The organism is Pseudomonas hydrolytica (assembly GCF_021495345.1).
In the GTDB taxonomy this organism is placed as follows: Bacteria; Pseudomonadota; Gammaproteobacteria; order Pseudomonadales; family Pseudomonadaceae; genus Aquipseudomonas; species Aquipseudomonas hydrolytica.
The window spans coordinates 5,245,337-5,257,478 of the sequence record NZ_CP099397.1 but is presented as its reverse complement, the minus strand read 5'-3'; the positions used below and the strand labels follow the sequence as shown (position 1 = coordinate 5,257,478).

12 protein-coding genes and 1 riboswitch are annotated in these 12,142 nt (G+C 68.9%); of the genes, 6 read left to right on the top strand and 6 right to left on the bottom strand.

Annotated elements, in window-relative coordinates; translation table 11 throughout:
* Nucleotides 1-114: 114 nt before the first annotated feature.
* A complete protein-coding gene (locus tag L1F06_RS24725; RefSeq protein WP_129483737.1) occupies nucleotides 115-1,026 on the bottom strand; it encodes a LysR family transcriptional regulator in 912 nt (303 codons plus the stop codon).
* Between the two features lie 140 nt (nucleotides 1,027-1,166).
* Here L1F06_RS24725 and L1F06_RS24720 point away from each other — a divergent pair, with 140 nt between their 5' ends.
* Entirely contained in the window at nucleotides 1,167-1,910 is a 744-nt protein-coding gene (locus L1F06_RS24720) for an SDR family oxidoreductase (protein WP_129483736.1), read from the top strand.
* Nucleotides 1,911-1,994: 84 nt separating this feature from the next.
* The gene (locus L1F06_RS24715; RefSeq protein ID WP_129483735.1) at nucleotides 1,995-2,564 is read left to right on the top strand and encodes a flavin reductase family protein; all 570 of its coding nucleotides are present in this window, start codon (nucleotides 1,995-1,997) and stop codon (nucleotides 2,562-2,564) included.
* A gap of 12 nt (nucleotides 2,565-2,576) precedes the next feature.
* On the opposite strand, the gene L1F06_RS24710 is transcribed toward L1F06_RS24715, so the two are convergent.
* Nucleotides 2,577-3,188 (bottom strand): LysE family translocator, encoded by a 612-nt coding sequence (locus L1F06_RS24710; protein WP_129483734.1) that lies wholly within the window; start codon nucleotides 3,186-3,188, stop codon nucleotides 2,577-2,579.
* Between the two features lie 93 nt (nucleotides 3,189-3,281).
* Between L1F06_RS24710 and L1F06_RS24705 the strand changes: the two genes are divergently transcribed.
* On the top strand, nucleotides 3,282-4,277 hold the full coding sequence (locus tag L1F06_RS24705; RefSeq protein ID WP_129483733.1) for a GlxA family transcriptional regulator: 996 nt from the start codon (nucleotides 3,282-3,284) through the stop codon (nucleotides 4,275-4,277).
* Nucleotides 4,278-4,348: 71 nt separating this feature from the next.
* On the opposite strand, the gene cobJ is transcribed toward L1F06_RS24705, so the two are convergent.
* The 4 genes from cobJ to cobG form a co-directional block, all read right to left on the bottom strand.
* Entirely contained in the window at nucleotides 4,349-5,998 is a 1,650-nt protein-coding gene (cobJ, locus tag L1F06_RS24700) for a precorrin-3B C(17)-methyltransferase (RefSeq protein WP_129483732.1), read from the bottom strand.
* Between the two features lie 155 nt (nucleotides 5,999-6,153).
* The gene (locus L1F06_RS24695) at nucleotides 6,154-6,894 is read right to left on the bottom strand and encodes a precorrin-2 C(20)-methyltransferase (RefSeq protein ID WP_129483731.1); all 741 of its coding nucleotides are present in this window, start codon (nucleotides 6,892-6,894) and stop codon (nucleotides 6,154-6,156) included.
* On the bottom strand, nucleotides 6,894-7,520 hold the full coding sequence (locus L1F06_RS24690) for a precorrin-8X methylmutase (RefSeq protein WP_129483730.1): 627 nt from the start codon (nucleotides 7,518-7,520) through the stop codon (nucleotides 6,894-6,896). The genes L1F06_RS24695 and L1F06_RS24690 overlap by 1 nt, the downstream gene beginning before the upstream one ends.
* Entirely contained in the window at nucleotides 7,513-8,826 is a 1,314-nt protein-coding gene (cobG, locus tag L1F06_RS24685) for a precorrin-3B synthase (protein ID WP_129483729.1), read from the bottom strand. The genes L1F06_RS24690 and cobG overlap by 8 nt, the downstream gene beginning before the upstream one ends.
* A gap of 97 nt (nucleotides 8,827-8,923) precedes the next feature.
* Nucleotides 8,924-9,247: riboswitch (cobalamin riboswitch) on the bottom strand.
* A 56-nt stretch (nucleotides 9,248-9,303) separates the two neighbouring features.
* Here cobG and cbiE point away from each other — a divergent pair.
* The 3 genes from cbiE (at nucleotide 9,304) to L1F06_RS24670 (ending at nucleotide 12,118) form a co-directional block, all read left to right on the top strand.
* Complete coding sequence (cbiE, locus tag L1F06_RS24680) at nucleotides 9,304-10,506, top strand: precorrin-6y C5,15-methyltransferase (decarboxylating) subunit CbiE (protein WP_129483728.1); 1,203 nt, start codon at nucleotides 9,304-9,306, stop codon at nucleotides 10,504-10,506.
* Complete coding sequence (locus tag L1F06_RS24675) at nucleotides 10,503-11,222, top strand: cobalt-precorrin-6A reductase (protein ID WP_129483727.1); 720 nt, start codon at nucleotides 10,503-10,505, stop codon at nucleotides 11,220-11,222. Before cbiE ends, L1F06_RS24675 begins: the two co-directional genes overlap by 4 nt.
* 170 nt (nucleotides 11,223-11,392) lie before the next feature.
* A complete protein-coding gene (locus L1F06_RS24670) occupies nucleotides 11,393-12,118 on the top strand; it encodes a (2Fe-2S) ferredoxin domain-containing protein (RefSeq protein WP_129483726.1) in 726 nt (241 codons plus the stop codon).
* Nucleotides 12,119-12,142 lie beyond the last annotated feature (24 nt).

The window sequence follows — 12,142 nt, the reverse complement described above, 5'->3', positions numbered from 1 at the left end:
TGATAGCATTCATGCGACGCTCCTGATCCCTGGTTTAGACGGCTTCAGGCAGGTTGCGGAGCGATAGCCGCGGCGGGCGCTTCGCAGGCGACAACGGCGTTGCCGTGAGCGACCTCAGCCCTGGGGAAACTGCGCCGGATCGGAGAAGCAGGCGCGCAGGTGATCGAACACCAGGCGCACCCTTGGCGGCACCGGGCCCTGCTGTGGGCGGTAGATGAACAGCTGCCAGGGATCGGGCGCCTGCTCCGTCAGCACCGCCTGCAGGTGGCCGCTTTGCAGATAGGGCTGCGCCAGGTAGGCGGGCAACTGGCCGTAGGCCAGGCCGGCGAGTACGGCCTCCAGCTCGGCTTCGGGGTCGTCGCACACCAGCGCTGGTGTGGGCGGATGCAGGCTGGGACCATGGGCGAATGTCCACGGCCAGGGGCGGCCATTCTTGCGGTCGATCAGCACCGACAGCGGCCGCTGCTGCAACTCGTCGAGGTCACGCGGTGCGCCGCTGGCAGCGATCAGTTCCGGCGTGGCCACCACCTGCAACGGCACCGGTGCCATGGCACGGGCGACATAGCGGCTGTCACGCAGGAAGCCGACACGGATGCCGATGTCGATCTGCGCCTCCACCGCGTCGGTGATCTCGTCCTCCAGGCGCAGGTTCAGCACCAGTTGCGGGTGCTGCTTGAGCAAGGGCTGCAGGAACGCAACCAGAAAGCGCTTGCCGATGGCCTGCGGCGCGGTGATGCCGATGCGCCCGGCGATGGCCGATTCGGCCTCGGCGCGGTGGCCGCGAAACAGCGCGTCGAAATCCTCCAGCATCTGCCGGGCGCGCACCGCGTAAGCCTCGCCGAAGGCGGTGATATGCACCTGGCGGGTGTTGCGGTGGAAGAGAATCTCGCCGAGCTCCTCCTCCAGCGCCTTGATCGCGCGGGTCACCGCCTGCGGGGAAACCCCCAGGCGAGTGGCTGCTTCGCGGAAATTGCTGCAGTCGGCCGCGCTGCAGAAGATGCGGATCATCTCCATGCGGTTGAGCATGTCGGGGCGCCTTTGTATTCCAGAATATGGAATAGCCTAATCCAAACTCTTCCATTCATTGAAACGGAAATCGCCCCTAACCTGAGCCCATGTCCGGCGTATGGCACGGACACTCCAACGAATCGAGAGAGGGCTTACCCATGAGCAACAACATTTCCGGCAAGGTCGTGGTCATCACCGGCGCCAGCAGCGGCCTGGGTGAGGCCACCGCGCGTCATCTCAGCCAACTGGGCGCCAAGGTGGTGCTGGCTGCGCGGCGCAAGGAGCGTCTCGAGCAGCTTGTCGGTGAGCTGATCGCCGCTGGCGGCGAGGCCGTGGCCTACCAGACTGACGTGACCCGCGCCGATGAGGTCAAGGCGCTGATCCAGGGCGCACTGGACACCTTCGGCCGCGTCGATGTGCTGGTCAACAACGCCGGGCTGATGGCCATCGCACCGCTGAGCGACGTGCGCGTCGAGGAGTGGGAGCGCATGATCGACATCAACATCAAGGGCGTGCTGTACGGCATCGCCGCGGCGCTGCCGGTGTTCCAGCAGCAGAACGCCGGGCACTTCATCAACATCGCCTCGGTGGCCGGGATCAAGGTGTTCAGCCCGGGCGGTACCGTCTACAGCGGCACCAAGTTCGCCGTGCGCGCCATCTCCGAAGGCCTGCGCCATGAGGTGGGCGGCAGCATCCGTACCACCACCATCGAGCCGGGTGCGGTGGACTCCGAGCTGAAGTTCGGCAGCTCCCACCAGCAGAGCCGCGACTTCGTCGTCGATTTCTACAAGCAGGCGATTCCGGCTGAGTCGGTGGCGCGCGCCATCGCCTACGCCATCGAGCAGCCGGCCGACGTCGACATCAACGAGATCGTCCTGCGCCCGACCGTACAGGAGTTCTGATCCACAGCCGCTACGGCAGGCGCTTGCGATGCAGGCCTTCACGGGCCAGCATGCGAGCGCCTTTTTTTGTTTCGAGGAGTCTGCATGAGCGCGCACATCCGTCCCGTCGACCTGGCCAAGGCCTACCGTCTGCTCAACCACGGCCCCACCGTGCTGGTGTCGGCTCGTCATCAGGCTGTGGATAACGTCATGGCGGCAGCCTGGTGCTGCGCCCTGGATTTCGAGCCGCCGAAGCTCACCGTGGTATTAGACAAGGCCACCCGCACCCGCGCGCTGATCGAGGGCAGCGGCTTGTTCGCCATCCAGGTGCCGACGGTGGCGCAGCTGCAACTGACCCAGGCGGTGGGCAATGCCAGCCTGGCGGATGACCCGGCGAAGCTGGTCCATGCCGGGGTCGAGCTGTTCACGATGGAAGATCACGACCTGCCGCTGGTGGCGGGCTGTTCGGCCTGGCTGGTCTGCCGGCTGATCGACGAGCCGCACAACCAGCAGGCCTACGACCTGTTTATCGGCGAGGTGATCGCAGCCTGGGCCGATGAGCGCGTGTTCCGCGATGGCCGCTGGCATTTCGAAACGGCCGACCCGAGCCTGCGCAGCCTGCATCACGTGGCCGGTGGGCATTACTACGCGATTGGCGAGGCGATCAAGGCCTGATCACGGACTTGCTCAGCGTGCCAGCGGCAACGCCACGCCGATCAGTACGAAGAGCACGCCGCAGCTGCGGTTGAAGGCACGGCCGCCGCGCTGCAGCCAGGGCCGCACGCGGAAGGCCAGCAGCGCCAGCAGCAGCTCGACGAGGAATTCGACCACGGCGAAGGTGGCGGCCATCACCACGAACTGCACGGCCAGGCCGCGCTGCGGGTCGACGAACTGCGGCAGGAAGGCGCCATAGAACAGGATCACCTTGGGATTCGACAGCGCCGACAGCAGGCCCTGGCGAAACAGGATGAAAACCTTCGGGCGTGCGCTGTCCAGTGCCAGACCGGGCAGCAGCGCCGGAGTGCGCCACAGCTGCACGCCGAGCCAGATCAGGTAGGCGCCGCCGATCCACTTCAGCGCCAGCAACGTGTTGGGCGCGGTCTTGAGCAGGGCACTGAGGCCGAACATGGCCAGGGCGATTAGCGTGCTGAAGCCGACCACGCCGCCGAGGATGGTGGCCAGCGCCATGCGTGCGCCGTACAGCCCGCCGTGGGTCAGCGCCAGCAGGCTGTTGGGGCCGGGCGTCAGCGCCAGGCCGAGGGTGGCGACGAAATAGACGAGCCAGAGTTCGAGGGCCATGCAGGTCTCCTGTGAGGGCGCGGCCAGTCTAGTCAGCGACAGTGTCGTGATTGAGGTAGATTCTGGTCATTTAAAGGTTGATTCTGGACTGACATGGCCGAATGCCCCGATCTGCGTTTTCTCCTGCTGCCCCTGCCGGAGTTCGCCTTGCTGCCGTTCGGTGGCTTTCTCGACAAGCTGCGCTTCAGCGCCGACGACGAGGACTACAGCCGCCAGCGCTACTGCGCCTGGACCATCCTCGGCCTGCAGCCGGGGCATGTGCTGTCCAGCAGTGGCGCGGCGCTGCGCATCGAGGCCACGCCAGAGGAACTCGATCTGGCCGACTACGACTACCTGGTGCTGTTCGGTGGGCGCAACGCGCAGGCCACCGCGGCGCTGGCGCCGGCTTACCAGCCGCTGCTGCGCCGCGCCGCGCGCGCCGGGGTCAAGCTGGTGGCGATCGACAATGCCAGCTTCCTGCTGGCCGCCTGCGGCCTGCTCGACGGGCACAGGGTTGCGGTGCACTGGCGGCATGAGGCGGAGTTCCGCGCCAGCTTTGCGCATGTGCGCCTCGCCCGCGAACGCCTGTATTGCCTCGATGGCGAGCGAATCTCCTGCGCCGGCGGCGCGGCGGCCATCGACCTGGCGGTGGAACTGCTGGCCCAGGGCAGTGGTCGGGCCCGCGCGCTCAAGGGCCTGGCCGATATGCTGGTGGACGAGACGCGCAGCGGCCAGCACGCGCTGCGTTCACTGCAGGTGGCGCCGAGCGGCGAACGTCATGTCGATCGCGCCATCGCCCTGATGCGTCATGGCCTGGCCAGCGCCGACGGCATCGAGCAACTGGCGGCCAGCGTCGGCATCAGCCGGCGTCAGCTCGACCGCCTGTTCCATGCCAGCCAGGGCATGAGTGCGCGCGAATACTGGAACGAGCTGCGCCTGCAGCATGTGCGCTGGCGCCTGCTCAATTCCAGCCACAGCCTGGCGCAGCTTGCCGACGAGATCGGCGTCAGTGATGCCAGCCATCTGGGCAAGCTGTTTCGTCAGCGCTTCGGCGTGGCGCCGGGGGCCTTTCGGCGGCAGCGTGGTATGCAGGGGGTCGACGCCGGATAGATCTGGTGCGCACAGCGCACCCTACGGGTCGGCGCAGGGTGTCGCAGGGCCGCCTAGGCCGTGCGCACCCATCAATCCTGTGGATAACTGCGCGGCGTATACACCCACTCGCCACCATCGGCGCGGGGGAAGCGGCGGGTCTGGCTGGAGCCGATGATCACCAGGGTGCGCATATCGACCAGCTCCGGGGTCAGCTCGCCGAGGGTGAGGGTGCGCAGGGCTTCGGCCGGGCGGCCGATATCGCGCCCCAGCACCACCAGGGTCTGCGGTTCGCGATGCTGGCGCAGCAGCTCCAGGGCGCGGCCGAGTTGCCAGGGGCGGGCCTTGGAGATCGGGTTGTAGAAGGCCATGGCCAGATCGGCGATGGCGGCATGCTGCAGGCGTTTTTCGATAACCGCCCAGGGCTTGAGGTTGTCGGACAGGGAGATCAGGCAGAAGTCGTGGCCCAGCGGCGCGCCGGCCTTGGCGGCGGTGGCCAGGGCGGCGGAGACGCCCGGCAGCACCTCCAGTTCGACGCCGTGCCAGGCCTCGCTCTGCGGGCTTTCCAGCGCTTCCATCACGGCAGCAGCCATGGCGAATACGCCGGGGTCGCCGGAGGAGATCATCACCACGCGGCGGCCCGTGGCGGCCAGTTCGAAGGCATGGGCGGCGCGCTGCAGTTCCTCGCGGTTGTCGCTGGGGTGCACGCATTGATCGGCGCGCAGCGGGCCGGCCATCTTCACGTAGGTGTCGTAGCCGAGCAGATCTTCGGCCTCGTCCAGGGCACGGCGCACGGCCGGGGTCATATGCTCGGCTGCGCCGGGGCCGAGGCCGACCACGCTAAGACGGCCGCGGCGCTGACCGAAGCGCTCGATATCCAGTGGTTGTTCGCCCAGCAGCAGGCGCAGGCCGTCGCCCCGGTGGCATTCGGCAGGCAGCTGGGAGGCGCTGTGGATAAAACGCAGCGGTAGCCTGAGCTCCCTTGCGGCCGCGTGCAGCTCGGCATTGGCCATCCAGCCTTTGTCCGCAAGCAGGCAGGCCAGTGCCTGCGGCGCCAGCTTGGCGGCGCTCAGCGCCTGCTGCAGGCGGGTGGCCAGGTCGGCGCCGGGGCGTTCGATCAGCGCGGCAGCGACGCGCGGGTGGATCAGCAGTTCGTCGGCCCTCGGTGGGCGTTGCTCGGCGGTGATATGGATCACCCGCGACGCGGTCTGATCCACCGGCAGCTGCGCCGCCTCCAGCCAGGGCGCCTGGCCCTCGATGCGCACGCTCTCGCCGCCGAGCAGATCGCTGACGAAGCGCTTGCCCTGCTGCAGGTCAGCCAGCGCATAGCCGGCCGGCGGCTCCAGCAGGCAGGTGCCGAAGCGTAGTTCGCCGCTGGTGGTGATGGCCGGCGCCACGCCCAGGTGCGGGGCGATCTCGCGGGCCAGACGATTGACCCCGGCCAGGCCGCCGAGCAGCGGCACCACGGCGCTGCCGTCCTCGGCCAGGGCCAGCACCGGCGGCTCGGTGCCCTTTTCCGCCAGTAGCGCGGCCAGGCTGCGGATGACGATGCCGGCGGCGCATAGCGCCAGCAGCGGCTGGCCGGCGCGATACAGGGCGCGCAGGTGGTCACCGAAGTCGTCGTAATGGCGCTCTGCGACATCGACACGGCCGCGCAGGCCATGGATCACGGCCTGTGGATAAAGCGCCTTGAGGCGTTGTGCAGTGGCCAGCGCGCTGGCGCCGAGGATGACGATGTTCATGCGGTAAATCCTGTAGCCCGGATGCAAGCCGGGGAATGGGTTTCCCGGATTGCATCCGGGCTACGCGCTTCGAGGTATTTTTCGTAGGCGCCCGCTTGCGGGCGATGCGCCTGCAATGGATCGCCGGCAAGCCGGCTCCTACAGCGTTGGCGGTGTTATCCCCGCCACTTCTGCCCGGGCACCAGAATCATCGAGAAGTACGGCGAATCCATCGGCTCCACCTCGTCCAGCGGCACGATCTTCTGACTGGCCATGGTGGCGCGCTCGACGTAATGGGCGCGGCCATCTAGGCCCAGCTTGCGCAGCACGCGGCGTACCTTGTCGAAGTTGCGCCCGAGCTTCATCACCACGGCGGCCTCGGCGTCGCGCAGGCGCTGTTCCAGCTCGTCTTCCGCCAGCACGCCGGAGAGCACGCTCAAGCTCTGGTTGCGGTACACCAGCGGTGTACCGAGCACCGAGGCGCAGCCGAGCATGGAGCACACGCCGGGTACCACCTCCACCTCGTAGCGGTCGGCCAGGCGATCGTGCAGGTACATGTAGGAGCCGTAGAAGAACGGGTCGCCCTCGCAGATCACCGCCACGTCCTGGCCCGCGTCCAGCAGCCGGGCGATCTGCTCGGCGCAGGTGTCGTAGAAGTCGGCGATCACATCCTCGTAGGACAGCGGCGGGGCGAGCTTCTCGGTGGTCACCGGGTAGACCAGCGGCAGGCGCTGTTGGGCGGCGTCCAGGTGCTTTTCGATGATGCCGAAGGCATTCCCGCCGTGGCCGGCATTGTGCTTGGCCTTGGCCACGAAGTAGGCCACCACCGGCGCCGACTGGAGCAGACGCAGGGCCTTGAGGGTAAGCAGCTCGGGGTCGCCGGGGCCGACGCCGAGGCCGAGCAGACGACCAGCCATCATTCCACCTCCGAGGCCAGGGCGTTGACCGCGGCCACCGCCATGGCGCTGCCGCCACGGCGGCCACGGATGATCACGTAGGGCACGCCGCGGCTGTCTGCGGCCAGGGCATCCTTGGATTCCGCCGCGCCGATAAAGCCCACCGGCATGCCGATGATCAGCGCCGGCTTGGGCGCGCCGGCGTCGAGCATTTCCAGCAGGTAGAACAGCGCGGTGGGGGCATTGCCGATCACCACCACGCTGCCCTCCAGGTGCTCGCGCCAGTGCTCCAGGGCCACCGCCGAGCGGGTGTTGCCGACTTCGCGGGCCAGCTCCGGCACACCGGCGTCATGCAGGGTGCAGATCACGTGGTTGTTCGCCGGCAGGCGCGGGCGGGTGATGCCCTCGGCGACCATGCGCGCATCGCAGAGAATCGGCGCGCCAGCTAGCAGCGCCGCACGACCGGCCGCGCCGGCACCGGCGGAGAAGCGCAGATCCTCCACCACGTCGACCATGCCGCAGGCGTGGATCACCCGTACGGCGAGTTTCTCCAGGTCGGCGGGGATGCCGTCGAGGTTGGCCTCGGCGCGGATGGTGGCGAAGGAGCGGCGGTAGATTTCCTGGCCGTCGCGGATGTAATCAAGCATCGGGTTTTCCTGCGGGGTGTTGGCGGGCGAACCAGGCGCCGGCCTCGTCGATGGTCATGGCCGGCGCCAGCAGACGGCCGAAACCGGGTGCCTCGGGCGTGCGTTGGTAGAGCTGGTAGTGATCGGGCGTGCTGGCCAGCAGGGTATAGGGCTGCACGCGGGCGCTGGCGCAACTGCGCGGGCAGGCGCTGAGGTGCACCTGAGGGCGGGCGCGGCTTGCGCGCAGCAGCTCGGCCAGGTGCAGGGCGTGGTGCTTGCTGTCGGCCAAGCCGCGGGCGCAGGCGGCCGAACCGGTGCAGGCGACCAGGCCGAGCAGCGGCTCGTCGGCCTGGGTCAGCAGGCCCAGCTGGTCCAGCTCAGCCAGCAGTTCGCGGGCGCGGGCTTCGGGGACGTTGCCCAGCAGCAGACCCTGCCAGGGCGTCAGGCGCAGCTCGCCATCGCCATGGCGCTCGCTCAGCTCGGCCAGCGTGGTCAGTTGTTCGGCGTGCAACCGGCCCAGCTGGGCGCCAGCGGCGACCATGCACAGGCCGCTCTGCGCCTGTGGATAAATCCCCGCCGGCGCGCGCTCGATGGTGGCGGCGGGCTGCCAGGTGGCCGGGGCCGGCTGCAGGGCAGAATCCAGGCGCGCCTGCAGGCGTTGCAGCAGTTCGTTGGCCGGGATCTGCGTCAGCAACTGGCGCATGCGCGACTGCTCGGGCGTGGCCAGTTCGAGGAACAGCAGCAGCAGCTGGCGAACCAGCTCGAGCGCCTGGCTCGCTTCGACGCGTGCGACGGGCGCATCGCCAGGGCAGCCGGCCAGGCCCAGCAGCAAGTGGTGTTCGTCGTCGGCCGCCAGCCACAGGTCGTGGGGGTGTTCGCGCATGGCCAAGGCTTCGCCGCCATCGAGTTGCAGGGCGAACTTGGGCGACAGGGCATGCAGCGCCGGGGTGTCCTGCAGCAGGTCGAGCAACTGGCCGGCCAGTGGGCGCACGTCCATCCGCATGTGCGGGTCGAGGCCGGCGGCGGGGCTGAGCAGCAGGTTGCGCACATCGTCGGCGGCGGCCACGCGCGGGCCTAGGCCGGCGCTCAGCAGCGCGTCGATCAGCGCGTTTTCCTGGCCGGGCAGCACGCCGCGGATCTGCAGGTTGCTGCGGTTGGTCAGCTCCAGCACGCCGCTTGCGCCATGCCGCGCCGCCTCGGCAATCGCGCGCGCCTGGGCGCTGCGCAGCACGCCGCCGGGCAGCTTGATACGGCAGATGCCACCGTCCAGCGCGGGGACGATGCGCAGCAGGCCGGGACAGGCGGAAGGGCGAATGGAGGTGTGCAAGCGGTCACCTGTGGCTAACGACGCGGCGACCGAACCAGCGAAATCCGCCCACAGGGGGATTCCATGGCATCGGTACACCCCGCCCGATGTTGGCACTCGCGACCAGCGTTCGTCGGCAGGTCTCCTGGCTGACAGGTCATGATCCGCTGCGCCTTCCCGGTTAACAGGCCGTTGAAAAACTACCTACGTTGGCAATACGGCGTTAAAAACGGCCTCAAAATGCTCATTTACAACACGTAAACTGCGCTTTTTCGGCCGTTTTTGCCTTGTCTTGCCTACCTCGCCTACGTTTTTCAACGGCCTTTCACCCAGTGGCCGATTGCATTGGACTCGCTGTTTACAGTTGCGGGGGCAGCCACGGTTTTACCGTGTTCCCTCTTAGGCCCGTTTTATAAGGGGCACCGACGAAGGCTGTATTATGCCCGCTTTGCCCGGCGTCGCGACACGCGCCCTGTCGGCTACTTGCGAGGAAGGTAGATGAAACCCTGGTTGACCCTGGTCGGCATCGGTGAAGACGGCTACCCCGGCCTGGGCAAGGCCGCGCGCCGCGCGCTGCTGGCGGCTACACGCATCGTCGGTGCGCCGCGTCAGCTGGCCTTGCTGCCGCCCTGCATCGGTGGCGAGCGGGAAACCTGGCCCAGCCCCTTCAACCTTGAACCGCTGCTGGCGCGGCGTGGCGAGGCGGTGTGCGTGCTGGCCAGCGGCGACCCGATGTTCTACGGCGTCGGCGCCAGCCTGGCGCGCCAGCTGCCGGCCGATGAGCTGCAGGTACTGCCGTCGCCGTCCTCGGTGTCGCTGGCGGCTGCGCGTCTGGGCTGGCCGCTGCAGGAGATTGATGTGGTCTCCTTGGTCGGCCGGCCGCTCGCCACGCTCAACGCCCGGCTGTTTCCCGGCATGCGCCTGCTGGTGTTGAGCGCCGATGGTGACACGCCCGCGCAGGTCGCCGAAGCCCTGTGCGCACGCGGTTTTGGCGCCAGTCGCCTGACCCTGCTGGAACACCTTGGCGGGCCGGATGAGCGCCGCATCGAGGGCCTGGCCGCGAGCTGGGACTTGCCGCGCGGCGCCGACCTCAACCTGCTGGCCGTGGAATGCCTGGCCGACGCCGGAGCACACCTGCTGCCACCGACCTGTGGTCTGCCTGACGAGGCCTACCGCCACGACGGCCAGCTGACCAAGCGCGACGTGCGCGCGGTGACCCTGGCGCGCCTGGCGCCGCTGCCCGGTGAGCTGCTGTGGGACGTGGGCGCCGGTTGTGGCTCCATCGGCATCGAATGGATGCGCGCGCACCCGGCCTGCCGCGCCATCGCCGTCGAGGCCAACGAAGGGCGTCAGGCCCATATCCGCCACAATCGCGATGCCCTCGGCGTCCCCGGGCTGCAACTGGTCGCCGGGCATGCGCCCGAGGCCCTGATCGGGCTGCCAGCGCCGGATGCCATTTTCATCGGCGGCGGCGTCACCGTGCCCGGTGTGCTGGATGATTGCTGGGCCGCACTCAAGCCCGGCGGGCGCCTGCTGGCCAATGCCGTGACCATTCAGAGCGAGGCGGCGCTGGTGGCCTTTCGCGAACGGCAGGGTGGCGAGCTGCTGCGGCTCACCGTGGCCCAGGCGCAGCCGCTGGGCGGGTTCGACACCTGGCGCGCGGCGCTGCCGATCACCCTGCTGGCGGTGCGCAAGCCGTGAGCGCGCGACTTCTGCTGCTCGGCGGCACTACCGAGGCCCTGCGCCTGGCCCGCCGCCTCGGGCCGGATACCGTCTACAGCCTGGCCGGCCTCGGCCGCGTGCCGGACGACCTGGCCTGCCGCGTGCGCGTCGGCGGCTTTGGCGGTGCCGAAGGCCTGGCGGCCTTTATCGCCGAAGAAGACATCGAGCTGCTGCTGGATCTGACCCACCCCTATGCCGCGCAGATCAGCCATAACGCCGCCCGCGCCGCCGAGACTGCTGGTGTGCCCTGCTGGGCCCTGCGCCGCCCCGGCTGGCAGCCGGGCGCAGGCGACGACTGGCGCGAGGTGGATGGCTGGGATGAACTGACCCGCGCGCTGACGCCGTTCCAGCGGCCGTTCTTCACCTCCGGTCGCGAGCCGCTGGCGCATCTGCACGAGATACCCGAGCACCAGCACTGGACGGTGCGCTGCCTGCAGGCCGAACCGGCGCCGCCGCGTGCCGAGATCATCGGCGCGCGCGGGCCGTTCTCTTTGGACGAGGAACGTGCGCTGTTCGCCCGTATCCGCTGCGATGTGCTGGTAAGCAAGAACAGCGGCAGCGCCTCCACCGAGCCCAAGCTGCAGGTCGCCCGCGAACGGGGCCTGCCGGTGCTGCTATTGCGCCGCCCGCAGTTGCCGGCTGTAACGCGCCAGTTCGAGGAGCTGGACGCTCTCTACGAGGCGCTGTCCTTGTAGGGCGGGTGAAACCCGCCAATGCCGGCCTGGCGGGTTGCACCCGCCCTACGCTTGCTGCGCCTGCGCTGATTCCGTAGGGTGCGCCGCGCGCACCGGGGCTTCTAGCACCTGCCGGATTGCCTCCGGACCACGACGCGCTGCTAGACTGCCGGCCCGTTCTGGAGACCGTCATGAGCCAAGCCCCCTACGCCCGCGTTCTGTTCATCGGCCCCGGCCTTGGTCGTGGTGCCTCGGCCGAGCGTCTGCAGCGGCGCGTCGAAGCACTGCTGGGCGAGGCGCATCTGCATGACAGCGAGCAGGACGGCTGCTGGCAGGCCATCGCTGCGGCGCCGCGACCGCTGCTGGTGGTGGATCTGGAGCCGCGCGCCGATGCTGCGCACCGTGACTGGCTGCGCGAACGCATCGCCGAGCGCGGCGATGGGGCGGGCGTGTTCGTGGTCTGCGCGGCGCTGGAGGATGCCTGGCTCGATGGCCTCGCTGCGCTGCTGGCGCGTCGTGAGGCGCACCTGCCCTGCAGCGACGTGCCGCCGGTGCCGGCGCAGCACGCCTGGTCGCAGATCCCACCACATGCGCAGCGCCTGCTGCTGTGCAACGGCCCGCGCTGCACGCGCAAGGGCGCGCTGGGCCTGTGGAAAACCCTGCGTCAGCGGCTCAAGGCCGCCGGCAAGCTGGAGTGCGACGGCGGTGTGCATATCACCCGCAGCCAGTGCCAGTTCCCCTGCGACCTGGGCCCGACCGCGAGTCTTTATCCACAGGGCGAGTGGTACGGCATCAGGGACGAGGCGGCGGTGATCCGCCTGGTCGATGAGCGTCTGGTGGCGGGCAGGGCGCTGCCGGAGCTGCGCATCGATGAGCCGGGCGGCGCCGGCGAGACAGGCACGAACCCGCGTCCTTGAAGCCTCGCGCCTTGACTTGAGCGG

Coding starts and splice junctions, on each gene's coding strand:
- L1F06_RS24695 (WP_129483731.1), bottom strand. CDS start 6,894: ATGGCTGGTCGTCTGCTCGGCCTCGGCGTCGGCCCCGGCGACCCCGAG.
- L1F06_RS24715 (WP_129483735.1), top strand. CDS start 1,995: ATGAGCGCGCACATCCGTCCCGTCGACCTGGCCAAGGCCTACCGTCTG.
- L1F06_RS24670 (WP_129483726.1), top strand. CDS start 11,393: ATGAGCCAAGCCCCCTACGCCCGCGTTCTGTTCATCGGCCCCGGCCTT.
- L1F06_RS24690 (WP_129483730.1), bottom strand. CDS start 7,520: ATGCTTGATTACATCCGCGACGGCCAGGAAATCTACCGCCGCTCCTTC.
- L1F06_RS24720 (WP_129483736.1), top strand. CDS start 1,167: ATGAGCAACAACATTTCCGGCAAGGTCGTGGTCATCACCGGCGCCAGC.
- L1F06_RS24725 (WP_129483737.1), bottom strand. CDS start 1,026: ATGCTCAACCGCATGGAGATGATCCGCATCTTCTGCAGCGCGGCCGAC.
- L1F06_RS24705 (WP_129483733.1), top strand. CDS start 3,282: ATGGCCGAATGCCCCGATCTGCGTTTTCTCCTGCTGCCCCTGCCGGAG.
- L1F06_RS24710 (WP_129483734.1), bottom strand. CDS start 3,188: ATGGCCCTCGAACTCTGGCTCGTCTATTTCGTCGCCACCCTCGGCCTG.
- cbiE (WP_129483728.1), top strand. CDS start 9,304: ATGAAACCCTGGTTGACCCTGGTCGGCATCGGTGAAGACGGCTACCCC.
- cobJ (WP_129483732.1), bottom strand. CDS start 5,998: ATGAACATCGTCATCCTCGGCGCCAGCGCGCTGGCCACTGCACAACGC.